The sequence below is a fragment of the Pseudomonas sp. PDM14 genome (assembly GCF_014851905.1).
GTDB lineage: Bacteria > Pseudomonadota > Gammaproteobacteria > Pseudomonadales > Pseudomonadaceae > Aquipseudomonas.
On sequence record NZ_JACVAQ010000001.1, the window covers coordinates 173,106 to 199,007 of the forward strand.

General features: G+C 66.2%; 17 protein-coding genes and 1 tRNA gene. 5 read left to right on the forward strand and 13 right to left on the reverse strand.

The features are described 5' to 3' along the window. Window position 1 precedes the first annotated feature (1 nt). A tRNA-Val gene (locus IB229_RS00685) sits at window positions 2-78 on the reverse strand. A gap of 183 nt (window positions 79-261) precedes the next feature. Between IB229_RS00685 and IB229_RS00690 the strand changes: the two genes are divergently transcribed. Next, the gene (locus tag IB229_RS00690; protein ID WP_192323926.1) at window positions 262-1,545 is read left to right on the forward strand and encodes an NAD(P)/FAD-dependent oxidoreductase; all 1,284 of its coding nucleotides are present in this window, start codon (window positions 262-264) and stop codon (window positions 1,543-1,545) included. A 107-nt stretch (window positions 1,546-1,652) separates the two neighbouring features. On the opposite strand, the gene IB229_RS00695 is transcribed toward IB229_RS00690, so the two are convergent. The 8 genes from IB229_RS00695 to pqqA form a co-directional block, all read right to left on the reverse strand. Next, window positions 1,653-3,416, reverse strand: a complete 1,764-nt coding sequence (locus tag IB229_RS00695) for a NahK/ErcS family hybrid sensor histidine kinase/response regulator (protein ID WP_192323928.1) — start codon at window positions 3,414-3,416, stop codon at window positions 1,653-1,655. Further along, on the reverse strand, window positions 3,400-4,563 hold the full coding sequence (ercA, locus tag IB229_RS00700; protein WP_192323930.1) for an alcohol dehydrogenase-like regulatory protein ErcA: 1,164 nt from the start codon (window positions 4,561-4,563) through the stop codon (window positions 3,400-3,402). Before ercA ends, IB229_RS00695 begins: the two co-directional genes overlap by 17 nt. 230 nt (window positions 4,564-4,793) lie before the next feature. Continuing rightward, window positions 4,794-6,821 (reverse strand): alpha/beta hydrolase family protein, encoded by a 2,028-nt coding sequence (locus IB229_RS00705; protein WP_192323932.1) that lies wholly within the window; start codon window positions 6,819-6,821, stop codon window positions 4,794-4,796. Next, the gene (pqqE, locus tag IB229_RS00710; RefSeq protein ID WP_192323934.1) at window positions 6,787-7,953 is read right to left on the reverse strand and encodes a pyrroloquinoline quinone biosynthesis protein PqqE; all 1,167 of its coding nucleotides are present in this window, start codon (window positions 7,951-7,953) and stop codon (window positions 6,787-6,789) included. Before pqqE ends, IB229_RS00705 begins: the two co-directional genes overlap by 35 nt. Next, window positions 7,925-8,203, reverse strand: a complete 279-nt coding sequence (pqqD, locus tag IB229_RS00715) for a pyrroloquinoline quinone biosynthesis peptide chaperone PqqD (RefSeq protein ID WP_192323936.1) — start codon at window positions 8,201-8,203, stop codon at window positions 7,925-7,927. Before pqqD ends, pqqE begins: the two co-directional genes overlap by 29 nt. A 79-nt stretch (window positions 8,204-8,282) precedes the next feature. Beyond that, window positions 8,283-9,035 (reverse strand): pyrroloquinoline-quinone synthase PqqC, encoded by a 753-nt coding sequence (gene pqqC / locus IB229_RS00720; protein WP_192323938.1) that lies wholly within the window; start codon window positions 9,033-9,035, stop codon window positions 8,283-8,285. 84 nt (window positions 9,036-9,119) lie between these two features. Further along, complete coding sequence (pqqB, locus tag IB229_RS00725) at window positions 9,120-10,034, reverse strand: pyrroloquinoline quinone biosynthesis protein PqqB (protein WP_192323940.1); 915 nt, start codon at window positions 10,032-10,034, stop codon at window positions 9,120-9,122. A gap of 48 nt (window positions 10,035-10,082) precedes the next feature. Continuing rightward, entirely contained in the window at window positions 10,083-10,154 is a 72-nt protein-coding gene (gene pqqA, locus IB229_RS00730; RefSeq protein ID WP_080725296.1) for a pyrroloquinoline quinone precursor peptide PqqA, read from the reverse strand. A gap of 396 nt (window positions 10,155-10,550) precedes the next feature. Between pqqA and IB229_RS00735 the strand changes: the two genes are divergently transcribed. Then, a complete protein-coding gene (locus IB229_RS00735; protein ID WP_192323942.1) occupies window positions 10,551-12,503 on the forward strand; it encodes a sigma-54-dependent Fis family transcriptional regulator in 1,953 nt (650 codons plus the stop codon). Window positions 12,504-12,969: 466 nt separating this feature from the next. Here IB229_RS00735 and aldA read toward each other — a convergent pair whose 3' ends face one another. The 4 genes from aldA to IB229_RS00755 all read right to left on the reverse strand — a co-directional run bounded on the left by aldA (window position 12,970) and on the right by IB229_RS00755 (window position 21,349). Beyond that, window positions 12,970-14,403: an aldehyde dehydrogenase gene (aldA, locus tag IB229_RS00740; RefSeq protein ID WP_192323945.1), complete on the reverse strand. Its 1,434-nt coding sequence runs from the start codon at window positions 14,401-14,403 to the stop codon at window positions 12,970-12,972. Window positions 14,404-14,469: 66 nt separating this feature from the next. Then, a complete protein-coding gene (locus IB229_RS00745; protein WP_192323947.1) occupies window positions 14,470-16,647 on the reverse strand; it encodes a PQQ-dependent dehydrogenase, methanol/ethanol family in 2,178 nt (725 codons plus the stop codon). A 741-nt stretch (window positions 16,648-17,388) separates the two neighbouring features. Beyond that, window positions 17,389-18,909 (reverse strand): aldehyde dehydrogenase family protein, encoded by a 1,521-nt coding sequence (locus IB229_RS00750; protein WP_192323949.1) that lies wholly within the window; start codon window positions 18,907-18,909, stop codon window positions 17,389-17,391. 721 nt (window positions 18,910-19,630) lie between these two features. Then, a complete protein-coding gene (locus IB229_RS00755; protein WP_412547762.1) occupies window positions 19,631-21,349 on the reverse strand; it encodes a methyl-accepting chemotaxis protein in 1,719 nt (572 codons plus the stop codon). Between the two features lie 180 nt (window positions 21,350-21,529). Between IB229_RS00755 and IB229_RS00760 the strand changes: the two genes are divergently transcribed. The 3 genes from IB229_RS00760 (at window position 21,530) to IB229_RS00770 (ending at window position 25,683) form a co-directional block, all read left to right on the forward strand. Continuing rightward, window positions 21,530-22,768 (forward strand): ABC transporter substrate-binding protein, encoded by a 1,239-nt coding sequence (locus tag IB229_RS00760; protein WP_192323953.1) that lies wholly within the window; start codon window positions 21,530-21,532, stop codon window positions 22,766-22,768. A gap of 119 nt (window positions 22,769-22,887) precedes the next feature. Next, entirely contained in the window at window positions 22,888-23,646 is a 759-nt protein-coding gene (locus IB229_RS00765) for a hypothetical protein (RefSeq protein ID WP_192323955.1), read from the forward strand. Between the two features lie 441 nt (window positions 23,647-24,087). Then, a complete protein-coding gene (locus IB229_RS00770; RefSeq protein WP_192323957.1) occupies window positions 24,088-25,683 on the forward strand; it encodes a malate:quinone oxidoreductase in 1,596 nt (531 codons plus the stop codon). Window positions 25,684-25,902: the final 219 nt, after the last annotated feature.

The window sequence follows — 25,902 nt, forward strand, 5'->3', positions numbered from 1 at the left end:
TTGGTAGGCACAATTGGATTCGAACCAACGACCCCCACCATGTCAAGGTGGTGCTCTAACCAACTGAGCTATGTGCCTGCAATGGCCGCGCATTTTACGGATGAGCCTAACGGTGTCAATACCTTTTTCGCTAAGCCTCTGAAAAAGTGGATTTTTTGTGGAATCTGCAATCGTTAAATATCTTGCACAGAGGCTAGCCGGGCATTTTCAAGTCGAGTAGCATCGGGCTATCCGTAAAAAATAAAGAACAAAGGTTCCAGTATGGCGCACACCCCGTATCCCCAGTCCTATTACGCCGCCTCGGCCAACCCCGTTCCGGCGCGTCCGGAGTTGCAGGGCGAGGTCGACACCGACGTCTGCGTCATCGGAGCCGGCTACACCGGCCTGTCCACCGCCCTGTTCCTGCTGGAAAACGGCTTCAAGGTCACCGTGCTGGAAGCGGCCAAGGTGGGCTTCGGTGCCTCCGGGCGCAACGGTGGGCAGATCGTCAACAGCTACAGCCGCGACATCGACGTGATCGAACGCAGCGTCGGCCCCAAGCAGGCCCAGCTGCTCGGGCAGATGGCCTTCGAGGGCGGGCGCATCATTCGCGAGCGCATCGCCAAGTACGACATCCAGTGCGACCTCAAGGACGGTGGCGTATTCGCCGCGCTCACCAACAAGCAGATGGGCCATCTGGAGTCGCAGAAGAAGCTCTGGGAACGCTACGGCCATACCCAGCTGGAACTGCTCGATGCCAAGCGCATCCGCGAAGTGGTGGCGACCGACAACTACATCGGCGGCATGCTCGACATGAGCGGCGGCCATATCCACCCGCTCAACCTGGCGCTCGGTGAAGCGGCCGCGGTGGAGTCTCTGGGTGGCGTGATCCATGAGCAGTCACCGGCGATCCGCATCGACCGTGGGGCCAACCCCGTGGTGCACACGCCCAATGGCCGGGTGAAGGCCAAGTTCATCGTCGTGGCTGGCAACGCCTACCTGGGCAACCTGCTGCCGGAGCTGTCGGCCAAGTCGATGCCGTGCGGCACCCAGGTGATCACCACCGAACCGCTGTCCGACGAGGTGGCGGCCAGCCTGCTGCCGCAGGACTACTGTGTCGAAGACTGCAACTACCTGCTCGACTACTACCGCCTCACCGGCGATAAGCGCCTGATCTTCGGCGGCGGCGTGGTGTATGGCGCCCGCGACCCGGCGAACATCGAGGCGATCATCCGGCCGAAGATGCTCAAGACCTTCCCGCAACTGAAGGACGTGAAGATCGACTACGCCTGGACCGGCAATTTCCTGCTGACCCTGTCGCGCCTGCCGCAGGTCGGCCGCCTCGGCGACAACATCTATTACTCGCAGGGCTGCAGCGGCCACGGCGTGACCTACACCCACCTTGCCGGCAAGGTGCTGGCCGAGGCGTTGCGTGGCCAGGCCGAGCGCTTCGACGCCTTCGCCGACCTGCCGCACTACCCCTTCCCCGGCGGCCGTCTGTTCCAGGTGCCGTTCAGCGCGATTGGTGCCTGGTACTACACCCTGCGCGACAAATTCGGGATCTGACGAGCCAGCCTCATCTGACTCAGGCATTGTCCCGAGTCAGATGAGCCTAGGTGCGCCGTGCACACCAGGTAGTTTGAGCGGTGCGCACGCCCCTACCGATCAGTCTTCTAACCCGACAGCAACTGACTGAGCACGGCGCGCAGCTTGCCCGGACGCACCGGTTTGTTCAGCAGCGGTACGCGCAGTGCCTGCAGTTGCGTGCGGCACTGGTCGGAGCGGTCGGCGGTGATCATCACCGCCGGGATGTCGCAGGCGAAGTGCTCGCGCAGCGCCTGCACCACCTCGCAACCGGTCACGCCGTTGTCCAGGTGATAGTCGACCACCAACAGATCCGGTGCCTGCGCCTGCAGTTGCTGCAGCGCCTGTGCCTGATCCGCCGCGGTGAGTACCTCGCAGCCCCACTGGCCGAGCAGGTCGGCCATGCTCATGAGAATCGCCGGTTCGTTGTCCAGCACCAGCAGGCGCTTTCCCGGTAGCGGGTTGCCCACCAGCGGTTGCGGCAGCGCCGCGACCTTGAGCGCCACCGGTTGCTCGGCGGCCAGCGGCACGCGAATGCTGAAGCACGAGCCGCGCCCCGGTCGCGAACGCACCTGCACGTCGTAACCGAGCATGCCGGCGATGCGCTCGACGATGGCTAGGCCCAGGCCGACGCCCTTGCGTTCCATGGAGCGCCCGGCATCGAGCTGAAGGAATTCGCGGAAAATAGCCTGCAACTGGCTTTGCGGAATCCCGCGGCCACTGTCCCACACCTCGATATGCACGAACTGGCCACGCTTGCGCACGCCCAGCAACACCCCGCCACGTTCGGTGTAGCGGCAGGCGTTGCTGAGGAAATTGCGCAGGATACGGCCGAGCAGGCGCGCGTCGGTGTGCACCGCATACGCCGGAATTCGCGCACGCAGGCGCAGGCCGGCCTGGGTCGCCACCGGTTCGAACTCCGAGGCCAGCGGCGCCAATAGGTCGTCCAGGCGATACAGGTCGATATCCGGCTTGATCGCCGCCTGGTCCAGCTTGGAGATGTCCAGCAGGTCCGAGAGCAGGTCTTCGGCGCCTTCCAGGGCCTGGTGCGCACGCTCGACCAGGTTGTGCGCCGAGTCGCCCAGCGCGCGCTCACGCAGGGTCGAGATCAGCAGCCGCGCGGCATTCAGCGGCTGCAGCAGGTCATGGCTGGCGGCGGCCAGGTATTTGTCCTTGCTGCGGTTGGCTTCCTCGGCGGCATCGCGGGCCTTGCGCAGTTCGTGCTCGGCACGGGCGCGTTCGCCGATCTGCAAGTGCAGGCTGCGGTTGGCCGCCAGCAGTTCATCGGTACGACTGGCCACGCGCTGCTCCAGCTCCTCGTTGAGCTGTTGCAGGCGCAACTGGGCCAGCTTGCGTTCGGTAATATCGGCGACGAAGCCCTCGAACAGCCCTGGCTCATCCGGCTTGAGGAGGATGTTCATGAGCACGTCGATCTCGCTGCCATCACGACGGCGCAGGCGCGTTTCGTAGCCGAACAGGCCGGGCTGCTCGGCGAGCACCGCACGAATCCGCGCCAGCTCCTCGCGCCCGCCGATGAACAGGTGCGCGGCCAGGTCGGTGTGCGACCAGAGCACGTCCTGCGGGTCCTGGTAGCCGAGCATGCGGGCCAGGGCCGGGTTGGCGGCGCGCAGCCCCTCGTGCAGGTTGGCCTGGAAGATGCCGTGCACGGCGTGTTCGAACAGCCATTTGTAGCGGTTGCGCTCGGTTTCCAGCTCTTCTAGGCGCGCCTCGAGTTCGGCGTAGTGGCTCTTGCGCGCGGACTGGCTGCTCAGCCCGAGCAGGCCGGCAAGCGTGCGCTGCTGGTCCTCAGAGGCGCTCGGCTTAGAGGCGCTCGGCTTAGAGGGCTTCGCCATACACCACTTCCACGTCGCGCTGGCTGGACTCGCGCGGGTTGGTGAGGATGCACGGGTCATGCATGGCATGGCGCGAGAGGAATGGAATGTCCGAGGAGCCAACGCCATGCAGGCTGAGGGTTTCGTGGAAACCGACGGCGCGCTTGAACTGGATCAGGTACTCCACCAGGCGTGCGCGAATCTGCACGTGGGTCATGCCGCGGCAGTCGATGCCGAGGGTCTCGGCGACCATGCGAAAGCGATCCGGCGCGGCGCTGTAGTTGAAGGCCACAACGTGCTCGACCAGCGCCGCGTTGCACAGCCCGTGCGGCAGGTCGAGGAAGCCGCCGAGGCTGTGGCTCATGGCATGTACCGCGCCGAGGATGGCGTTGGAGAAGGCCAGGCCGGCCTGCATGCTGCCGAGCATGATTTTCTCGCGCAGGGCAATGTCATGCGGGTTGGCGATCATCTGCACCAAGTTGCCGTTGATCAGGCGCATGGCCTCCAGGGCGTGGGTGTCGGTGAGCGGTCCGCTGCCGGTGGAAACGAATGCCTCGATGGCGTGCACCAGGGCGTCGATGCCGGTACAGGCGGAGAGGAACGGGTCCATGCTCAGGGTGGTTTCCGGGTCGATCAGCGACACATCCGGCACCACCGCCTTGCTGACGATGGAGAACTTCATCCGCTCCTGCTGGTTGGAAATGATCACGAACTGCGAGACGTCGGCCGAGGTGCCGGCGGTGGTCGGGATCAGGATCAGCGGCGGGCTGGGCACACGGATGGTGTCCACGCCTTCGAATTCGAGAATGCTGCGACCATGCGCGGCGACGATGCCGATGCCCTTGGCGCAGTCCATCGGGCTGCCGCCGCCGACCGCGACGATGACGTTACAGTTGTGCTCGCGATACAGCTCGGCACCGGCCATCACCTCCTCCACTCGCGGGTTCGGCGACACGGCGGTGTAGAGCACGTAGTCGATGCCCTGGCCCTGCAGGCTGGCCTCGACATCGGCCACCCAGCCGGCAGCGACCACGCCGGGGTCGGAAACCAGCAGCACCTTGCGGGCGCCGAAGGTCATGGCGAAGTTGGCGACGTTGTGCCGGCAGCCCGCGCCGAAGACGATTTCCGGCGAGACGAACTTACGCAGCATGCTCAGGTTCTGGGTCATATAACGGACTGTTTTTCTTGTTATTTGTACTTGGGTGTTCAGCCTACTGGAATGCTCGGTTATTGCAATCGGACCAAGGGACTAGACAGGCCAGGTGTGTTGGCGTTTTGCCGAGGTTATTGCCGACGCCGCGACTGGTGGGCTGAAGCCCACCCTACGCGAGGTGACGTTCTGTAGGGTGGGCTTCAGCCCACCAACCGGCGCGTCATGAAACGCAAAAGATCCTAGCGCTATTGCTCGGCCAGCAGTTCCTGATAGAACGCCAGCTCACGCTCGAGCACCTCGGCGACATGCGCGGCCTGGCGAAAACCGTGGCGCTCGTCCGGGTACAGGTGATAGTCGGCACGAATGCCGCGCTGGCGCAGCGCGGCGACCATGCTTTCGGTCTGCGCCGGCACCACCACCGCATCCTGACCGCCCTGGAAGAAGATCATCGGCACCTCGATACGCCCGGCGAGCCGCAGTGGCGTGCGGGCGGCGTAGCGTCCGGCATCGCGCTGCGGATCGCCGATCAGCCAGTCCAGGTAGTCCGCCTCGAACTTGTGGGTGGCCCGGCGCAGCGCCAGCGGATCGCTGACCCCGTACAGGCTCGCACCACCACGCAGGCCCTTGCCGTGCGCCAGCGCCATCAGCGCGCTGAAACCGCCGGCACTGGCACCACGCACGAACACCCGATCGGCATCGACCAGGCCCAGCGCGGCGAGGTGCGCGATCGCCGCCTGGATGTCCTCGACATCGCTGCGCCCCCACTCGCCCTGCAGGCGTTGCCGGTAGGCGCGGCCGTAGCCACTGCTGCCGCGGTAGTTGAGGTCCGCCACAGCAAAGCCGCGTTCGGTCCAGAACGGGATGCGCGGGTCGAACACCGGGTAGCAGGCCGAGGTCGGCCCGCCGTGCAGGAACACCACCAGCGGCGCCGGGCTCGACTGCCCCGGCGGTGCATGGAAGAAACCGTGAGCACGTTCTTCTGCGCCGCTGACATAGCTGAAGGCGCGCGGCGGGCTGATCCCAGGCAGGGGTTGTTCGCCACCGGCCAGCACCTGTACCGCGCCACTGTCACGACTGATCGCCAGGACCGCCGGCAGGCGCGTGGGTGAGGCGGCGATGCCGTAGTAGTGCGAGTCATCCGTGGCCAGCGCGCGGAAGCGGCTGTAGTGGTCGGCCAGGCGCCGTTCGTGGCCGGCTGCGTCGCACACCGCGAGCACGCCGAAGCCCTGTTCGAAGCGGGTCAGCAGCAGCTCGCCGTGCTCCAGCGGCAGGTAGGTGCGGCCACCCAATTGCCAGGGGGCGGCAGCGTGGTCGGCTGGTTGGCTGGCTATACCGAGCGGTCCCTCCCTCACCCCAACCCTCTCCCGGAGGGAGAGGGGGTTGGCCGAAGCGGGAGGCAGGTACGCGACTGAGGTCTGACTTCGTAAACGCCCTCTCCCTTCGAGAGAGGGCTGGGATGAGGGGCAAGTACCTCCGTCAATCCGCCAGGCATAAGGCTGCCACCAACCATCCCTGTCGCTCAGACAGAACAGCCTGCCCAGCGCATCGAAGCGCGGCTGCTGCAGTGACTCATCACCCGCCATCCCGGCCAGGCACAACGTTTCGCCGGTCGCGCCCAAGCGCAGGCACAGGCGCGTGGCCGTCCACGGTTGCTCCGGGCGATTCCACTCGATCCACGCCAGTTGCTCGCCATCGACGCTGGCCACTGCACCGGCGTAGAAATCGGCGCCCTCGACCAGCACCCGGCGCGAGCCATCCAGACCGAGGCGCACCAGACGGTGGATCACCCCACCCGCCTCGTGGCTCTCCTCCACCGCCAGCAGCGTCTGCCAGGCCGGCACGTAGCTCAGCTCGCCATAGCGGCAGTGCAGCCGAGCCGTCACAGCGCAGGGTGCACCGATATCGCCGTCACCGCCGGCCAGCGTCAGCAGATAAACCTGCTGATCCGCCTCGTTGACGAACGCCACCCCGGCGGCTGTCGGGCAGCAGGCGCCGCCGCCGTATTCGTAGACGCGGCTGCGCACCGAATAGCCTGGCGGCGTCAGCTCATGACGCTGGCCATCGCGGTAGAACCACAATCCGCAACGCGCCTGCTGCGGATCGAATTCCACCCACAGCAGGCCGCCGTGGGCGGCGTGCAACTCGGCGAAGTCGCGCGAAGCGGCAGCGGCCTGCTCGGCAGACCAGCGCGGGGGCGCGCCAGGCCCCGTGGAAACACCGGCCTGACCACTGCGGCCCTCAGGCCTTGCAGATGATCCTGGATGCTTTTTCATTGCGGAATTTCAACGCCTCCATGCCCAGCGCAGCGTGCTCAGCCTCTTCGCGGGCGGCGAGGATCAGGCCGTGGTGCTCGGACTTGCTGCACACCGGGTCGGTCTTGTCGGCATCGCCGGTGAGCATGAACGCCTGGCAGCGGCAGCCGCCGAAGTCGCGGTCCTTCTCGTCGCAGGAACGGCACGGCTCGGGCATCCAGGCATCGCCGCGGTAACGGTTGAAGCCGAACGAGTCGAACCAGATGTGCTGCAGGCTGTGCTCGCGCACGTTGGGAAATTTCACCGGCAGTTGCCGTGCGCTGTGGCACGGCAAGGCGGTGCCGTCCGGGGTGATGTCGAGGAACAGCTTGCCCCAGCCGCTCATGCAGGCCTTGGGCCGCTCCTCGTAGTAGTCGGGGGTGACGAAGATCAGCTTGCACGGGTGGTTCTGCGCCGCCAGCTTGTCGCGCCACTCGTTGGTGATGCGTTCGGCGCGCTGCAGCTGCTCGCGGGTGGGCAACAACCCGGCGCGGTTGAGTTCGGCCCAGCCGTAGAACTGGCAGGTGGCCAGCTCCACGTAATCGGCCTCCAGCTCGATGCACAGCTCGATGATGCGGTCGATGCTGTCGATGTTGTGCCGGTGGGTGACGAAGTTGAGCACCATCGGGTAACCATGCGCCTTCACCGCGCGGGCCATCGCCAGCTTGTGGGCGAAGGCCTTCTTCGAGCCGGCGAGCAGGTTGTTCACCTCCTCGTCGGCGGCCTGGAAGCTGACCTGGATATGGTCGAGGCCGGCGTCGGCGAACTCGGCGATACGCTTCTCGGTGAGGCCGATGCCGGAGGTGATCAGGTTGGTGTAGTAACCCAGGCCACGGGCCGCGCGGATCAGCTCGGCGAGGTCCTGGCGCACCAGCGGCTCGCCACCGGAAAAGCCCAGCTGCGCGGCGCCCAGTTCACGGGCCTGGCGGAACACGTCGATCCACTGCGCGGTGCTCAGCTCCTCGCCGTGGCGGGCAAAGTCCAGTGGGTTGGAGCAGTACGGGCACTGCAGCGGGCAGCGGTAGGTCAGCTCGGCGAGCAGCCACAGCGGCGGGCCCACCGCGGGCACGCCGGCGGCACCGACGCTAGGCGTATTCGATCCAGAACTGAGCATGGGCCACCTCGAGAAAGGCCAGGATGTCTTCATCGATTCCCGGTACATCGGGGAACTGCCCCGTCAGCTCGGCGATGATTGCCGTCACGTCACGCTGGCCATCGATGCGCTGGAGAATTTCCCCGGCGCTGTCGTTGAGCTTGACCATGCCCTCCGGGTACAGCAGCACGTGGCAACCCTGGGCGGGCTCGAATTGCAGGCGGAAACCGCGGCGGATGCGCGGCACCTGGGGCAGGATGGCGATGCTCATGAAGGTGACTCCGATGCGGTGCGCGCGGCGCACCCTACGTGGGATGCGGGGTTGGCGGGTGGCGCCAGCTGGATGCGGTTCACAGGGCAATCCCCCGGTGCCAGACGCGCTCGCGGGTCACCGTGTGGTACGGCGCGCGCGCCAACTCGTAGGCCATGCTCATGGCGTCGAGCATGCTCCACAGCACGTCGAGCTTGAACTGCAGAATCTGCAGCATGCGCTCCTGGGCGTCGCGGGTGCGGTAGTGTTCGAGGGTGATGCGCAGGCCGTGGTCGACATCGCGGCGCGCTTCCTTGAGGCGCTTGCGGAAGTAGTCGTAACCGCCGGCGTCGATCCACGGGTAGTGCTGCGGCCAGCTGTCCAGGCGCGACTGGTGGATCTGTGGGGCGAACAGCTCGGTCAGCGAGCTGCTTGCCGCCTCCTGCCAGCCGGCACGGCGAGCGAAATTGACGTAGGCGTCGACGGCGAAGCGCACACCCGGCAGCACCAGCTCGGTAGACAGCACCTGCTCGCGGTCCAGGCCGACGGCTTCGGCCAGGCGCAGCCAGGCCTCAATGCCACCCTCCTCGCCAGGCGCGCCATCGTGGTCGAGGATGCGCTGCACCCACTCGCGGCGGGCGTCGCGGTCCGTGCAGTTGGCCATGATCGCCGCGTCCTTCAGCGGGATGCTCAGCTGGTAGTAGAAGCGGTTGGCGACCCAGCCCTGGATCTGCTCGCGGCTGGCGCGGCCTTCGTACATCGCCACATGGAACGGGTGATGGATGTGGTAGTAGGCGCCCTTGGCGCGCAGCGCCTGTTCGAATTCGGCGGGGCTCATGGCAGGCTGACTCATCTCTGCTCCTTGTTATTGTCGTTAGCGATGATCCGAGCGGCTCGCGGTGCGCACGGTGCACCCTACGAAGTCACGGCGCGGTATCTACAGCTCGATGCTCATGCCATCCCATGCCACCTCGATGCCGTGGGCGACAAGCTCACCGCGCTCGGCCGAGTCGATGTCGAGGATCGGGTTGGTGTTGTTGATGTGGATGAGTACTTTGCGCGGCCCGCTGATACCGTCGAGCACCTCGATCATGCCGCCGGGGCCGCTCTGGCACAGGTGGCCCATCTCGCTGCCGAGCTTGTCGCCGACCTCGCACACGCGCATCTCGTCGTCGCGCCACAGGGTGCCGTCCACCAGCAGGCAGTCGGCGCGGCGCATCCAGGCCAGCAGGTTGTCATCGACCTCGCCCAGGCCCGGCGCGTAGAACAGCTTGCCGCCGCTGCGCAGGTCTTCGACGAACAGGCCGATGTTGTCGCCCGGGTGCGGATTGCCGCGGTGTGGCGAATACGGTGGCGCGCTGCTGCGCAGGGGGATGGCGGTGAAACGCAGGTTGGCGCAGGCCGGCACGCTGAACGGCTGGCCATCGAGGTGGATCGGCCGCCACTGCAGGCCGCCGTTCCAGTGTTCGAGCATGTTGAACAGCGGGAAGCCGCTGGTCAGGTCCTGGTGGACCATCTCCGTGCACCAGACCTGATGCGGGCAGCCTTCGCGCAGGGTCAGCAGGCCGGTGGTATGGTCGATCTGGCTGTCGAGCAGGATGATCCCGTCGATCGCCGTGTCGCGCAGGCGCCGCGCCGGTTGCAGCGCGGGGAAGTTCTCGATCTGCGCGCGGATGTCGGGCGAGGCGTTGCACAGCACCCAGTGGATGCCGTCGTCACTCAGGGCGATGGACGACTGGGTGCGCGGCTGGGCCCGCAGGCGGCCACTGCGCATGCCGCTGCAATTGCGGCAGTTGCAGTTCCACTGGGGGAAACCGCCACCGGCGGCCGAGCCGAGAATCTGGATATGCATGGCAGGTGCTCTGCAAGCTGGAAGCCCCGGCGAACCGGGGCCTGGGCATCAGCGGTTGGCGAAGTACAGGGTCACTTCGAAACCAAGGCGCATGTCGGTGAAGTTGGGTTTAGTCCACATGGGTAGGTCCTCTTTTTATTGAGATCGGCACATGCCGACAGGTCGAGTTAACCACCAGGTCCGACACCCCCGAATGATACTTTCGAAGGAGTTACGGTCCTGATTTGGTAGCGGGCGCGCGACAGCTGTCCGCCTGCCCGCTACAGCTGTCGCATTTCTGCGACGACTGCGAAAACCGTCGCCGGGGCCGTTGATCACGGGCCCGGCGCTCAAGCGCGAGCCCTGCAGCGACATGGCCCGACACCGGCATGTGCTTTGCTGGATGCCTGATGTTCGACGGAAGGATGACTGCACGCACCGTCGTACAAGGCTATGGTTGCAGCATTCGCCAGACAGGCCGACCACAACAACAAGATGCCGGCGCGCACACTGCGCCGCCGGCCACATGGAGCGCCCATGACCCTGCATGCCGTGGAAACCAGCCCCAGCGAACTCGCTGCCTTCGTCAGCGATCACTTCCCCGAACGCAGCATTCGCCCGGACGGGCTGATCGCCCAGTCGTGGTACCGCAGCGTCACTCAGCACAACCTCAACCCGCGCGGGCGCTGCATCAAGAACATCCTCACCGCCGAGGAAATTCGCCTGCACCAGGCCCAGCACGAGGAATACCTGAAGATCGCCAGCCAGGGCGTCACCGGCCTGGCCAAGCGCGTGGTGCAGGCCGGTTTCGCCGTGCTGCTCAGCGATGAACACGGCATCACCCTGGATGCGCGCCTGCCCAGCAAGCGCGACCCGTATACCGAATCCGGGCTGATCGTCGGTGCCCGCTGGGACGAGTCGGTAGCCGGCACCAACGGCATCGGCACCACCCTGGCCGCGGCCCAGGCGATGACCATCCACCGCGAGGAACACTTCCTCACCTCGAACTTCCGCCTGAGCTGCTCGGTGTCGCCGATCTTCGACGCCCAGGGTCTGCTGCGCGGCTGCCTCAACGCCACCTGCTTGAACAGCGACGGGCCGAAGGAGGCGCAGTACCTGACCCTGCAACTGGTGATCATGTACGCGCGGCTGATCGAGAACGCGCACTTTCGCCAGCGTTACCGCGACGGCCTGACCCTGGCGATCAAGCCGCGCGACGACATCACCGACCTGGCCAACGAACAGCTGCTGGCCCTCGACGACCAGGGCCGGGTGGTCGGTGCCAACCGCGCCGCCTTCGTCGCCCACGAGCACGCCGGGCAACCGTTGCTCGGCCGGCGCATCGACAGCCTGCTGCCGGTCGGCGTCGACGAACTGCTCAGCCTCACCAGCGGTGGCGCGCGTGGCGTGCTGCTGCGCACCCGCGATGAACAGGCGCTGGTGGATGTCGGCCTGCGCATTCCGGCCGGGCGCCTGCGCCCTGCCCCGGCGGCAGCCAGCAGCGTGCGCATCCCTGCCAGCAGCCACCCGGACCTCGACCAGCTCGGCGGCAGCGACCCACAGCTGCAGCAAGGCGTGCGGCGCATCCGCAAGGTGATCGACAAGGGCATCCCGATTCTCATCACCGGCGAAACCGGCACCGGCAAGGAAGCCTTCGCCCGCGCCATCCACCAGGCCAGCAGCCGCCGCAACGGCCCGTTCGTGGCGCTGAACTGCGCGGCGATCCCGGAGACGCTGATCGAGAGCGAGCTGTTCGGCTACCGCAGCGGCAGCTTCACCGGTGCCAACAAGAAAGGCATGAAGGGCAAGCTGGAACTGGCCAACGGCGGCACGCTGTTCCTCGACGAGATCGGCGACATGCCGGCGCACCTGCAGACCCGCCTGCTGCGCGTGCTGGCCGAGCGCGAGATTTCCCCGCTGGGTGCCGAGTCGCCGGTGGCGCTGGATGTACAGGTGGTCTCGGCAACGCACCAGGACCTCGGCGAGATGATCCGCGCCAAGCAGTTTCGCGAAGACCTGTTCTACCGCCTCAGCGGCATGAGCCTGGCACTGCCCGCCCTGCGCGAGCGCAGCGACCGCAGCGAGCTGATCGGCAACCTGCTCGCCGCCCAGCCTGGCGCTGCCGGCCTGCAGCTCGATGCCCAGGCGCGTCAGCGCCTGTACGCCTACGCCTGGCCGGGCAACATCCGCCAGTTGCTCAATGCCCTGCGCTACGCCGTGGCACTGGCCGAAGACGGTCGGATCGATGTCGATTGCCTGCCTGCCGAACTGCATGACCTTCACCTCCCCGAGCTGAGCGCGGTGACGCCCGAAAGCGCCGCCAGCCTGGCCGATCACCTGGGCGACGCCGAAGCGCGCCACCTGTATGCGGCGCTGCGCCAGCACCGCTGGAACGTCAGCGCGGCCGCCGACTCGTTCGGCATCTCGCGCTCGACCCTGTACCGCAAGATGAAGAAACACGGCATCGTCCAGCCCAACGAGCTGTTCTAGCCGCTGCGCTTCCGTAGGGTGCGCCATGCGCAGCGGATGCACCGCACGCCACTTTGGTGAGTGCGCTTAGCGCACCACACGATTCGAACCGCTCCTTTTTCCTGGCGTCGCGTGCAACGCCAGGAAAAAGGAGCGGAGTTAGGTCGCAGCCTTTCTCCGCCCAAGTTACATGCTCGTTTGTTGCGGCTATCTGTCACTGAGACAAGAGCGTGCTCCCACAGCCTTTCCCTACCGGCAATTACTCTGCGCTGGCCGCCCCTCACCCCAACCCTCTCCCGGAGGGAGAGGGGGTTGATCCGAGTACACACCGCGAACATGTTCGGGGATTGAGAGCGAGTGGGTTCGCGCATAAAACGAACTCAGGCGTACTCCAGGCCCTCCCCCGTCGATCTCCAGAACAAGTCACCCCTCTCCCTCCGGGAGAGGGGTCGGGGGTGAGGGACGTCTAGGCCAGGCACACCTCCCCTCACTCCTGCATGTACACCACATGGGTATGGGTGAACTCGTACAGCCCGTGCTTGCCATCCGCGCCACCGATGCCGGACTTGCGGGTGCCGGCGTGGAAGCCCTGCATGGCCTCGAAGTTCTCGCGGTTGACGTAGGTTTCGCCGAAGTCGATCTCGCGACTGGCCTTGAGCGCCGCACCCAGGCTGCGGGTGTAGATCGACGAGGTCAGGCCGTATTCGCTGTCGTTGGCGAGGGCGATGGCTTCGTCGAGGTCGTCGACGATCTGGATCGGCAGCACCGGGCCGAAGATCTCCTTGCGCATGATCTCCATGTCCGCCTTGCAGCCGGCGAGTACGGTCGGCTGGTAGTGGAAGCCCTTGCCCTTGTCCGCGACGTTGCCGCCGGTGATGGCCTGGGCGCCCTGGCCGATGGCGGTGCGGACCATCTGCGCGACCTTGTCCAGGCCGGCCTGGTTGATCAGCGGGCCCATGTCCAAATCGGACTCGACGGAAGGATCGCCGTAACGAGTGGCGGCCATCGCCGAAGCGATCTTGTCGATGAACTGATCGGCGACCTTGCGCTCGACGTAGACGCGCTCGGCGCAGTTGCACACCTGCCCGGTGTTGATTACCCGCGAGGCGGTGATGGCGGTTACGGCCAGGTCCAGGTCGGCATCGGCCAGCACGATGGCCGGCGCCTTGCCGCCCAGCTCCAGGTTCAGCTTGGTGATGTTCGGCGCGGCGGCGGCCATGATCCGCGCACCCGTGCCGACGCTGCCGGTGAAGCTGATCAGGTCGATGCCGGCGTGGCTGGTGAGCACGCTGCCAGCACCCGCGCCAGTGCCACTGACCACGTTAAACACGCCGGTTGGCAGGTCGGTCTGCGCCACCAGCTTGGCGAATTCGAAGCAGTTGATCGGGGTCTCTTCACTCGGCTTGATGACGATGGTGTTGCCGGTGATCAGCGCCGGCGCCATCTTGCGGGCAATGAGGAAGAACGGGAAGTTCCACGGCAGGATGCCGGCCACCACGCCCAGCGGCTTGCGCAGCAGGAAGATGTGCTCGTTGACCCGGTCGCTGGTCAGCACTTCACCTTCCAGGCGGCGTGCCCACTCGGCCATGTAGTCGAGGTAGTCGGCGGTGAAGTTGACCTCCACCAATGCCAGCGCCGGCACCTTGCCCTGCTCGCGGGTGATGATGCGCGCCAGGCGCTCGGCGTTGTCGCGGATCTTGCTGGCGATCTGGCGCAGGTAGCCGGCGCGCTCGATGGCCGGTTTGGCCGCCCAGCCGCGTTGCGCCTTGCGCGCAGCGGCGATGGCGCGTTCGACCTGCTCGCCACTGGCATCAGGCACCCGTGCCAGCAGCGCGGCATCGGCCGGGTTGTACACCTCGATCAGGCTGTCGCTGCCGACGAAGGTGTTGTCGATGTAGTTCTGGTAGGTGATCTCGCTCATGGTCCGGTCTCGCTATTGCTGGAATTCAGGAGACAGACGCACCCGGCGGCGCGCCCGTCCGGCGGGTTACTGCGCGCTGAACTTGTCCCAGGCGCCGCCTTCGGCCTTGAGGTCGTGGGCACGCTTGATCAGGTACTGGTGGATCTGGTTGACCTCCTTGGCATCGAAGGCTTCGGCGAACGACGGCATGCCGTCCGGCACGCGACCGCCGTAGAGGATGCCGAGGAACATCTGGTGCTTGTCGGTGGTGAGCTTGCGCAGATCCGGCAGCACGCCGCCGCTGACCGCATGGATGCCGTGGCACTGCGAGCAGTGGCCGTCATACAGCTTGGCGCCGGCTTCCACGGTGGCCGCATCGGCGGTCAGCGGTGGCGGCTCCGGGGTGTCTGCGGGCGGTGCCGGTTCCTGCAGCTTGGCGGTGCCGCCGAGCTTGTAGGTCAGCACCTGGGAGAACGGCTGCGCGCCGGCACGCAGGGACAGCGCCCCGGCGAACGTGGCGAAGGCGCCGCCCCAGCCAGCCATGAAGGTCACGTACTGCTCACCGTCCACCGAATAGGTCACCGGGGCGGCCATCACGCCGCTGGCGGCCGGCTGTTCCCAGAGTTTCTTGCCGGTGTCGGCGGCGTAGGCGATCACCCGGCCGTCGGAGCTGCCCTCGAACACCAGGTTGCCGGCGGTGGTCAGGGTGCCGCCGTTGAAGATGGTCACGTAGGGCACTTCCCAGGCCGGCTCCTGCTTCACCGGGTCCCAGGCGATCAGCTTGCCGGACCAGGTCTTGGCCATTTCCAGCAGGCCGTCCGGGCCTTCGGGCATCATCCCGGTCTTCAGGCCGAGCTGGTACATGCTCTTGAACGGGTTGCGCTTGGGCGCGTCCGGGATGTGCTCGTAGTAGGCCGACATGATGTGCGCGGGGATGTACACCAGGCCGGTCTTGGGGTTGAACGACATCGGGTGCCAGTCGTGCGCGCCCCAGAACGCCGGGGTCACCAGGTTGCGCTTGCCATTTTTCCAGTAGGCGGCGTTTTCCTCGTCGACGATGGGCCGGCCGGTCTTCATGTCCATGCCCTTGGTCCAGTTCTGCGGGACGATGCCCTTGGCCGAGAGCAGCTCGCCGGTGGCGCGGTCGATGACGTAGAAGAAACCGTTCTTCGGCGCCTGCATCAGCACCTTGCGCTGCTTACCCTCGATCTCCAGTTCGGCGAGGATCATGTGCTGGGTAGCGGTGAAGTCCCAGGCGTCGCCGGGTGTGGTCTGGTAGTGCCAGGCGTACTCGCCGGTGTCGGCGTTGACCGCGACGATGGACGAGAGGAACAGGTTGTCGCCCTTGGCCTGGCTGCGCCATTTCGGGTCCCACAGCGAGCCGTTGCCGACGCCGATGTAGAGCAGGTTCAGCTCCGGGTCGAAGGCGAAGGAGTCCCACGCGGTGCCGCCACCGCCCTGCTCGACGAAGGCGTCGCCGTGCCAGGTCTTGGCGGCGATTTCCATGGCCTTGTCTTCCGGCGGCAGCTTGGTGTCGCCCGGTACGGTGAAGAAGCGCCAGGCCTGCTTGCCGCTCTCGGCGTCGTAGGCGGTGACGTAGCCGCGCACGCCGAACTCGGCGCCGCCGTTGCCGATGATCACCTTGCCGTTCACCACGCGCGGCGCGCCGGTGATGGTGTAGCTGCGTGCGTGGTCGTTACGGGTGTCGACCGACCAGACCTTCTTGCCGGTCTTGGCGTCGATGGCTTCCAGGCGGCCGTCGAGCACGCCGATGTAGACCTTGCCATTCCACACCGCGACGCCACGGTTGACCGCGTCGCAGCAGGCCTCACCGGCGCGCGAACGGTCCGACTGCGGGTCGTACTTCCAGATCAGCTTGCCGTTGCGCGCATCCAGCGCGTAGACCGCCGAGAACGGCCCAGTGGTGTACATCACGCCGTCGACCACGATCGGCGTGGCTTCCACGCCGCGGTCGAGGTCGAGCTTGTAGCTCCAGGTCAGGCCGAGCTGGCCGACGTTGCCGTCGTTGATCTTTTCCAGCGGGCTGTAGCGCTGTTCGTCGTAGGTACGACCGTGGCTCATCCAGTTACCCGGCTCCTCGTCGGCCGCGATGATGCGCTTGCCGTCGACATTGGCGGGGGTCTCGGTCGCCCAGGCCGGGGTGGCGAGCACACCGAGCAACAGGGCGGTCAGAAGGGGTTTCAGCGGAACGCCTGCGGGGGTGAGCCGAGAGGCGGCGTGCGAGGCGAGGCCAATCTGTGTCATGGGGGTCTCCCGATTCTTATTAGGTACCGGCGTCAGTGCGCTCCGGTATCCAGGGAGGGAGCAACCGCCATGCCAGCACCACGAAATCGGCCAGAGCCCAGCAACCACGGGGCCTGTAGCGATCATGCGGAGTTCGAGTGACACACCCTAGGCTGCGACAGGTGTCGCAGCGGACGTGGCAGGTGTCGCGGGCATGCGTCAGCCAGGCAGGAACGACACACGCGAAAACGTCAGCCCACAGGGTGGATGGCGCTTCATCCATCCACCGTGCAGAGGTTCAGCTTGATGGGTTGCCGGCGCTCTCGCCGGGTGGGTCGATGGAGCGTGCCCCAGCCGACGAAGGGCGGCGATGAGGAGCAATCGCAGAAAAAGAAAAACGCGGCCAGGGCCGCGTTTCGACAGGGATCTGCCTCACCTGGGAGTAGGCATGCAGCAGGACAGATCGCGCCCTCGCGGCGCGTCGACAAACAGCGGGACGTACGCAGCGCCATCCGCTAACGGAAAACACCTGCCTGCAGTGGAGCGGACCGCAGGCCGGTTACAGCAAACCGCAAGGCCCGCCGCCGTGACGGGCCGATTAAAATGGCAAACCGGTTTCGGATATTGCGAGCTAGAGAAAAACAAGGCGAACAGGGCTGAGGAGGCGGACTGGGCCCGCACTCGGGTTTACAAGTTGTAAATGAGCACTCCGAAGCCCTGTTCAACGCAGTTTTTCCGACGCGCAGCTAATCCGATAGCGGTTTAGAAGAAGCCCAGCGGATTGATGTCATAGCTGATCAGCAGGTTCTTGGTCTGCTGGTAGTGGTCGAGCATCATCTTGTGGGTCTCGCGCCCGACGCCCGACTTCTTGTAGCCACCGAACGCGGCGTGTGCCGGGTACAGGTGGTAGCAGTTGGTCCACACACGGCCGGCCTTGATGCCACGGCCCATGCGGTAGGCGCGGTTAATGTCGCGGGTCCACAGGCCGGCACCGAGGCCGAACTCGGTGTCGTTGGCGATGGCCAGCGCTTCTGCTTCGTCCTTGAAGGTGGTGATGCCGACCACCGGGCCGAAGATCTCCTCCTGGAACACGCGCATTTTGTTGTGGCCCTTGATCAGGGTCGGCTGGATGTAATACCCGGTGGCCAGGTTGCCTTCCAGCTGCTCGACGTTGCCGCCGGTGAGGATCTGCGCGCCTTCCTGCTGGGCGATCTCCATGTAGGAGAGGATCTTGTCGAACTGCTGCTGCGAGGCCTGGGCGCCGACCATGGTGTCGGTGTCCAGCGGGTTGCCACGCTTGATCGCCTTGATCTTCTTCATCACCTCGACCATGAAGGCGTCGTAGATCGACTCCTGCACCACGGCGCGCGACGGGCAGGTGCACACTTCGCCCTGGTTGAAGAACGCCAGCACCAGGCCTTCGGCGGCCTTTTCGATGAAGGCCGGCTCGGCCTGCATGATGTCCTCGAAGAAGATGTTCGGCGACTTGCCGCCCAGCTCCACGGTGCTCGGGATGATGTTCTCGGCAGCGCATTTCATGATGTGCGAGCCGACCGGGGTGGAGCCGGTGAAGGCAATCTTGGCGATGCGCTTGCTGGTGGCCAGCGCCTCACCGGCCTCGCGACCGAAGCCCTGAACGATGTTCAGCACGCCCGGTGGCAGCAGGTCGCCGACCAGCTCGATGAACACGGTGATCGACAGCGGCGTCTGCTCGGCCGGCTTGAGCACCACGCAGTTGCCGGCGGCCAGGGCCGGGGCGAGTTTCCAGGCGGCCATCAGCAGCGGGAAGTTCCACGGGATGATCTGCCCGACCACGCCCAACGGCTCGTGGAAGTGGTAAGCAGCGGTGTGTTCGTTGATCTCGGCGGTGCTGCCTTCCTGGGCACGGACGCAACCGGCGAAGTAGCGGAAGTGGTCGGCGGCCAGCGGCACATCGGCATTGAGGGTCTCGCGCACGGCCTTGCCGTTGTCCCAGGTTTCGGCGACGGCGAGCAGTTCGAGATTGGCTTCGATACGGTCGGCGATCTTCAGCAGGATCAGCGAGCGGTCCTGCACCGAGGTCTTGCCCCAGGCGTCGGCGGCGGCGTGGGCGGCGTCGAGGGCCTTTTCGATGTCTTCGGCGCCGGAGCGCGGGAACTCAGCGATGACTTCACCGGTGACCGGCGAGGTGTTGGAGAAGTATTCACCCTTGATCGGCGCCACGAACTCGCCGCCGATGTAGTTACCGTAGCGCGGCTTGAAGGTGACGATGGAGCCGGCGGAGCCAGGGTTTGCGTAGATCATGGTCGGGGCCTCTCTTGTTTGTCCGAGCCGGCGCCGGGACGTGGCGCAGGTCATGGATTGATCTTAGACACTGGCTCGCAACGCTCGGTATGCGCCCATGGCACAGATGCCCTACTCCCTTGGTACTAGTCAGGCCGAAGGCTCTGCAACAGGGGCTGGCGGCGAGCCGGCAAACTGTTTCCGCACATGCCGAAGGGACAGACGGGCAGCGATCCACCGTCGCAGGGGGCACCGCGCACACCTTTCACCCACGCGGTGGCCCGTGGACGCGGAGCGTCCTTTGATGGTCCCCACGCTCTGCGTGGGGACCCAGCGTATGACGCTCCGCGTCATCGCTCGGTGCTCAGTGGTCAGCAGCGCGGACGCGGAGCGTCCTGGGAGGCGTTCCCACGCGGAGCGTGGGAACGATCGGCGATCAGCCAATCAGCCAACCCGTAAAGCGCCTGCCATTGCAGGGTGCGCGCGCACCGACGAAGCGGATGCCTACATCGATGGTCCCCACGCTCTGCGTGGGAACCCAGCGAATGACGCTCCGCGTCATCTCTCGGTGTTCAGTGGTCAGCAGCGCGGACGCGAAGCGTCCTGGGAGGCGTTCCCACGCGGAGCGTGGGAACGATCGGCGATCAGCAACGATCAGCCGATCCGCAAACCCGTAGCGCGCATGCCGTTGCAGGGTGCGTCGCGCGCACCGACAGAGCGGACGCCCTGCACCGCCGCCGGTTCAGGCCGGCTCGGGTCGATAGCCCAGACGCAAGCCGCCCCAGTGCCGCCCGCGCAGGGTGATCGGCACCGACAGGTCGTGCATCAGCTCGCCGGTGTCGCGGGTGTAGGTCTGCAGCAGCAGCGGCTGCTGGTGGCTGCCGCAACGGCGACCGGTGCGATCGTTGAACAGGCGCTTGCTGCGGCAATGCAGGCGGTCGTGCTCGGGGTCGCCGGTCGGCGCCTTGCTAAACGCCTGGTTATGCGTCGGCACATAGCCTTCCGGGGTGCAGGCGATGGCGAACACCAGGCCTTCATGCTGGCTCAGCAGTGGCTCCTGAATGGCCGGCAGCACGCTGTCGGCGTAACGGTCGAAGGCCGTGGTGTAACGCGCTGGCTCGCTGCCGGGCTGGACCTTGTAGCTGCGGTCGAACAGCGCGCTCTCGCTGATCTGCCCGCTGGCCACGTCTGCCTCGAACCGCTCGGCGATGCGCTGCGCGGCGTCGCGGGCCAGGTCGTAGATGCGCTGGTGATAGTCGTCCAGGCCACCCTCGGCCAGGCGCTCGCTGATCGCCTCGGCCTGGCCTTCCAGGGCCACGGCGGCTTCGCTCAGGCGCGCCGTCTGCTCATCGCTGGCGGCGAGGTCGGCACGCATCTGCTCGACCGCGTGGAACAGCTCGTCCAGCGCTTGGCGGTTATCGCATGCGCCGGCGGCGATGGTCTGCATCTGCCCTTCCACGCCCACCGCCAGGGTGGCGATGCCATCGAGCTGCTCGCCGGCGTGTTCGACCTGCTGCACGCCGCCTTCGAGGTCTTCCGACAGCTGGCGGATCTGCTCGACCGCCGCCGAGGTGTCCTGCTGGATATCGCGCACCATCACCCCGACTTCCTCGGTGGCGCTGGCCGTGCGCGCGGCCAGGCCGCGTACCTCGTCGGCGACCACGGCGAAGCCACGGCCGTGCTCGCCAGCGCGCGCCGCTTCGATGGCGGCGTTAAGCGCCAGCAGGTTGGTCTGGCTGGCAATGGACTGGATGACTTGGGTGACGCGCTGGATTTCCTCGCTGCGCTTGCTCAGGCGCTCGATCAGCTCGCGGCTGGTGCTGGCACGCTGGCTCAGCTGGTGCATGCGGGTGATCGCCTCGCGCAGCCCGGCACGCCCCGCTTCGCTGTTGCCACGCACGGTGCTGGACGCCTCCAGGCCCTGCTGGCTGAGTTGGGCGGTGGCGTTCTCGGTGACGATCATCTGCTCGGCGCTGGTGACGATGCGCGCCGCGGCATCGAGCATCGACTCGAGCTTCTGCGCCAGGCGCTGCACGGAGAAGCTGACGCCGGCGGCAGACAGCGCGTTGTGGCTGGTCGAGCGTGACAGGTCACGGGTGAGGTCGGCGATGCCGCTCGGCGCTTCCACCGGCGGCGGGTCATCGCTGTGCCGCCACAACAGCGGAAACCACAGCAGCACGACGAACAACGACAGGCACACCCACAAGGGCCAGCCGAACTGCTGCGACAGCACCACGCCAAGCACTACCGCGCCGCTTTGCAGCAAGGGCAACCGCCAGGGGCGTGACGACAATGTGGACATAGAAACCTCGTTTTCACCGCCGCCGAAGCCGACGTGCGGATAGCAGGAAACGCTAAAGATGATGGGTGACATTGGTGCATGCGCGTTCGGCCCGCGCCATAGCACCTTGGTTTTAGAGGCCGCCGCTTTTGGTCCTGCTGCCAGGACGCCGAACGGCATGCGCACAGCCACGTCGCCCTAACGGTAGGGCACGAATGCCATCCTTGCCTGCGCCCGCCACTGCTTCGCGCAACAACTTTGCGCGCACAACCTAAGTCGCACGTGCCCGCCTCCAAGGGCGCATGGCCGGCCCGGCTGCGCAACCGTACAAAGCAGCTCCCGTACACAAGGAGTGACGCCATGTACCGCCTGCTCACCGGCCTGCTGCTCGCCGGCCTGTTCGCCCTGCCCGGTTTCGCCGCGGAAAGCCTGAAGATCGGCCTCAACTACCCGCGCACCGGCAACTACAAGGACGAAGGCCTGGAGCTGCGCCGCGGCGCCCTGCTTGCCGTCGACGAGATCAACCGCAATGGGGGCGTGCTCGGTCGACCGCTGGAGCTGCTCAGCGAGAACACCGCCTCGCGCGCCGAGCAGGCCCGCGACAATGTCGAACTGTTCGCCCGCCAGGGCGCACGCATGGTCTTCGGCGGCGCCACCAGTGAAGAGGCGATGGCCGCCGGCGAGCGCGCCCGCGACCTCGGCCTGCTGTACTTCGCCACCCTCAGCTACGCCAACGAGGTCACTGGGCAGGCCGGCCATCGCTACCTGTTCCGCGAATCCAACAGCGCCTGGATGAGCGCCCGCGTGCTCGGCGAATACCTGTCGTGGCACATGCCGCGCCAGCGCTATCACTACATCCTGGTCGACGACGCCTGGGGCCGCAGCATGGAGAGCGCCCTGCGCCTGGCCACCCACACCACCGACCGCGCTCGCTACGGTCGCACCGCACTGCCGACCGGCCTGGTGCGCCGCGAGCAGTACCGCGACGCGCTGCTCAAGGCGCAGAACAGCGAGGCCGAGGTGCTGGTCCTGGTGCTGCTCGGCGAGAACCTGCAACGCACCATGCGCATGGTGCACAACATGGGCCTGAAGAAGCAGTTGCAGATCATCGTGCCCAACCTGACCAAGAGCGTGGTGCAGCAGGCCGGACCGCTGGTGATGGAAGGCGTGATCGGCACCGAAGCCTGGACCTGGGACCTGCCCCGGCAGGAAAACAACGCCGCGGGTCAGCGCTTCGTCGAACGCTACATCGCCGAATACCAGGAGTACCCCGGCAGCACCACGGCCTCGGCCTACTCCATCGTCCGTCAGTGGGCCGACGCCGTGCAGCGCAGCCAGAGCCTGGACAGCGAACAGCTGATCCGCGCCCTGGAGGACCACCACTACGTTCTGCTCAAGGACCAGCAGACCTGGCGCGCCTTCGACCACCAGAACGTGCAGAGCATCTACGCCGTGCGCGTACGCAGCCGCGCGGCGGTGATGAGCGACCCGTTCAAGCAGGACTACTTCGAGGTCATCCACCGCATGGCCGGCGAACAGGCCGCGCCTAGCCTTGACGAGTGGCAGCAGGAGCGCGGGGAAAACCTGACGCTGCAGTAACGGGTGCAGCCGACACATGGGTCACAGGACGGACGGCACCTCTCGCAGATTCCCTGAACACTCGCGAACCCTGGGGGGTCTACCCCCAGGTAAGCCATCCGGCTCTCTGGAGAACAGCCATGCGCAGACTTTCCATTCCCCTGTTGCTGCTGGCCAGCGCGGTCAGTCAATTTTCGTTTGCCGACGACGACGGCATGACCATGGAGCAGGAGCGCGAGAAGATCGGCTCCGACATGGTTCAGGAGCGGACCGGCGTCGCCCCCGACGGTTCAGTCGGCGGCGGCAAGCTGCAGGAGATCGCCCCTGGCCCCGAAGGCCCGCAGAACATGCCTGGTGCAAGCGGCGGCGGCATTCAGCAGAACCCGCCGGCCACGCTGCCCGCACCGGACCCGAACATCGAACGCGTGCCCTCGCCGACCACCATCAGCCCTGGCAATTCGGCGCCCGTACCGGGCACCCCGAATACCGCACCTGGCACCCCAAACACGGCGCCAGGTACCACGACACAGCCAGGCACAAGCACACCCGGCAGCTCGACCACGGCGCCCGGTAGCCCAACCACCACACCGGGCAACTCCACCGTGGCCCCCGGCACCTCCACCACTACGCCGGGCAATTCCACGGTAGCGCCGGGCACGCCTACTACCACCCCCGGTAACTCCACGGTTGCCCCGGGCACACCCACCAACACCACCACACCCGCAAGCCCGACGGGCAACACGGGTACCCAAGGCGCCGGAGGTACCGGCGGCGCAGCCCCCGGAACTGGCACCGGCACCGGTACACGCAGCGGTGGTGGCACCGGCGGTGCGGCCGGGGGCGGTGCAGCAGGCGGGGGTGCAGCAGGGGGTGGCGCCGGGGGTGGCGGTGGCGGCTAGCAGGCCGGTGATGCAATACCCCGCAGCCGAAGTGGCGGCAATCCGCCAGCTACGCTCGCGCCTACCTGGAGAATTGGCGGCATCCCGCCAATTGATCTCTGCGCTGAGTGGAGACTGCGCCGCAGATGCCGCGGGGTTGGCTGATTCTGGGCTCGCCTGCGTCAATCAGGCACTACATTTGCTATAGCCACGCGTCCTTTTGTCGCACTGCGCCGGCAGAGGATGTACAGCCGCGAGCCCGGGGATCGGTCAGCCGATCCGGGGTAGCCATGCGATGACCGGAGCGTTGCGCTCTGCTAGCCCCATGAACGGGTAATGACTCGCCGGCTGACCAGTCCCTCCCGCGACCGAACCTTAGAAAGTCCGGCGCGGCGATTGTAGTCAGCGCTCTGTTGACCGCTGACAGCCTTGCCAACCGCACACTTGAATGGTGCCACGCCCATGAAAAAGTTTTTCCTCACCCTTCTCTGCCTCAGCGTCCTGGGTTGCTCCCAGCCGCCCGAGCCGGAAAAAACCGTAGACGTCCTGCTGATCGGCGGCGGCGTCATGAGTGCCACCCTCGGCACCTACCTGAATGAGCTGGAGCCTGGCTGGACCATCGACATCTACGAACGCATGGACAAGGTCGCCGAGGAAAGCTCGAACGCCTGGAACAATGCGGGCACCGGCCACTCGGCCTTCTGCGAACTGAACTACACCCCGGAAACCGCCGATGGCGGCATCGACATCAGCAAGGCCGTGGCGATCAACGAGTCGTTCGAGATCTCCAAGCAGTTCTGGTCCTACCAGGTCGAACAGGGCGTGCTGAAGAACCCCAAGTCGTTCATCAACAATGTGCCGCACATGAGCTTCGTCTGGGGTGACGAGAACGTCGCCTACCTGAAGAAGCGCCACGCCGCGCTGCAACACAGCAACCTGTTCCGCGGCATGGAGTACTCCGAGGACCCGGCGCAGATCGGCCAGTGGGTACCGCTGGCGATGGCCAACCGCGACCCGGCGCAAAAAATCGCCGCCACGCGCATGCCGATCGGCACCGACGTCAACTTCGGCGAGATCACCAGACAACTGGTCGACTCGATGACCCAGCGCGAAGGCGTCGAGCTGCACGTACAACACGAAGTGCGCGACATCGTGCGCAACGATGACGGCACCTGGACCGTGGTGGTCGCCGACCTGGCCAACGACGAGAAGGAAACCAGCGTCAAGGCCAAGTTCGTCTTCATCGGTGCCGGTGGCGCCGCCCTGCACCTGCTGCAGGCTTCGGGCATCCCGGAAGCCGACGGCTATGCCGGCTTCCCGGTGGGCGGCCAGTTCCTGGTCACCAAGAACCCGGAAATCGTCGCCCAGCACCAGGCCAAGATGTACGGCAAGGCCTCGGTCGGCTCGCCGCCGATGTCGGTTCCGCACCTGGACACCCGCGTGATCGACGGCCAGAAGGTCCTGCTCTTCGGACCGTTCGCCACCTTCTCCAGCAAGTTCCTCAAGCACGGCTCGCTGTGGGACATGTTCGCCGCCATCAGCACCGACAACATCAGCCCGATGACCCACGCCGGCTGGGACAACATGGACCTGACCCAGTACCTGATCGGCCAGCTGATGCTCAGCCAGGATGACCGCATGGACGCCCTGCGCGAGTACTTCCCGGACGCCAAGGACGCCGACTGGGAGTTGATCACCGCCGGCCAGCGCGTGCAGGTGATCAAGAAGGATGCCGAGCACGGTGGCGTGCTGCAGTTCGGCACCGAAGTGGTCAGCGCAGCGGACGGCAGCATCGCCGCCCTGCTCGGTGCCTCGCCAGGTGCCTCGACCGCCGCGCCGATCATGCTCAGCGTGCTGGAGAAGACCTTCCCGGAAAAACTCAAGTCCGCACCGTGGCAGGCCAAGCTCAAGGAAATCATTCCGTCCTACGGGCAGAAGCTCAACGATGACCTGGAGCTGACCAACAAGACCCGCGCCTGGACCAGCCAGACCCTGCAGCTGACCCATGTGCCGGTCGAGCCGGATGCCGCCGCGCCAGCAGAAGCCGCCGCACTGTAAGCCCTGGCCCGGCAGCATGCCGGACCCTGTTTCACCCACGGTCCCTCGGGATCACTCGCCCCGCTGCGTTGACATGCGCAGCAGGGCTGGAAGTTGGAGCACGCCGCGCGTCGTCGCGGCAGCCACCACTTCCACCCGCCCCGCCCCACAAGAGCGACGGCATTTCCTCCTTTCACCCCTCGCGTGTGATCCAGCGGTTGCAGCTCTTTCGAGAGGCCG

What these genes read in the sequence shown, in the direction of transcription:
- IB229_RS00690 (WP_192323926.1), top strand. Translation starts at nt 262, where the DNA reads ATGGCGCACACCCCGTATCCCCAGTCCTATTACGCCGCCTCGGCCAAC.
- IB229_RS00695 (WP_192323928.1), bottom strand. Translation starts at nt 3,416, where the DNA reads ATGGCGAAGCCCTCTAAGCCGAGCGCCTCTAAGCCGAGCGCCTCTGAG.
- ercA (WP_192323930.1), bottom strand. Translation starts at nt 4,563, where the DNA reads ATGACCCAGAACCTGAGCATGCTGCGTAAGTTCGTCTCGCCGGAAATC.
- IB229_RS00705 (WP_192323932.1), bottom strand. Translation starts at nt 6,821, where the DNA reads ATGAAAAAGCATCCAGGATCATCTGCAAGGCCTGAGGGCCGCAGTGGT.
- pqqE (WP_192323934.1), bottom strand. Translation starts at nt 7,953, where the DNA reads ATGCTCAGTTCTGGATCGAATACGCCTAGCGTCGGTGCCGCCGGCGTG.
- pqqD (WP_192323936.1), bottom strand. Translation starts at nt 8,203, where the DNA reads ATGAGCATCGCCATCCTGCCCCAGGTGCCGCGCATCCGCCGCGGTTTC.
- pqqC (WP_192323938.1), bottom strand. Translation starts at nt 9,035, where the DNA reads ATGAGTCAGCCTGCCATGAGCCCCGCCGAATTCGAACAGGCGCTGCGC.
- pqqB (WP_192323940.1), bottom strand. Translation starts at nt 10,034, where the DNA reads ATGCATATCCAGATTCTCGGCTCGGCCGCCGGTGGCGGTTTCCCCCAG.
- IB229_RS00735 (WP_192323942.1), top strand. Translation starts at nt 10,551, where the DNA reads ATGACCCTGCATGCCGTGGAAACCAGCCCCAGCGAACTCGCTGCCTTC.
- aldA (WP_192323945.1), bottom strand. Translation starts at nt 14,403, where the DNA reads ATGAGCGAGATCACCTACCAGAACTACATCGACAACACCTTCGTCGGC.
- IB229_RS00745 (WP_192323947.1), bottom strand. Translation starts at nt 16,647, where the DNA reads ATGACACAGATTGGCCTCGCCTCGCACGCCGCCTCTCGGCTCACCCCC.
- IB229_RS00750 (WP_192323949.1), bottom strand. Translation starts at nt 18,909, where the DNA reads ATGATCTACGCAAACCCTGGCTCCGCCGGCTCCATCGTCACCTTCAAG.
- IB229_RS00755 (WP_412547762.1), bottom strand. Translation starts at nt 21,349, where the DNA reads ATGCCGTTCGGCGTCCTGGCAGCAGGACCAAAAGCGGCGGCCTCTAAA.
- IB229_RS00760 (WP_192323953.1), top strand. Translation starts at nt 21,530, where the DNA reads ATGTACCGCCTGCTCACCGGCCTGCTGCTCGCCGGCCTGTTCGCCCTG.
- IB229_RS00765 (WP_192323955.1), top strand. Translation starts at nt 22,888, where the DNA reads ATGCGCAGACTTTCCATTCCCCTGTTGCTGCTGGCCAGCGCGGTCAGT.
- IB229_RS00770 (WP_192323957.1), top strand. Translation starts at nt 24,088, where the DNA reads ATGAAAAAGTTTTTCCTCACCCTTCTCTGCCTCAGCGTCCTGGGTTGC.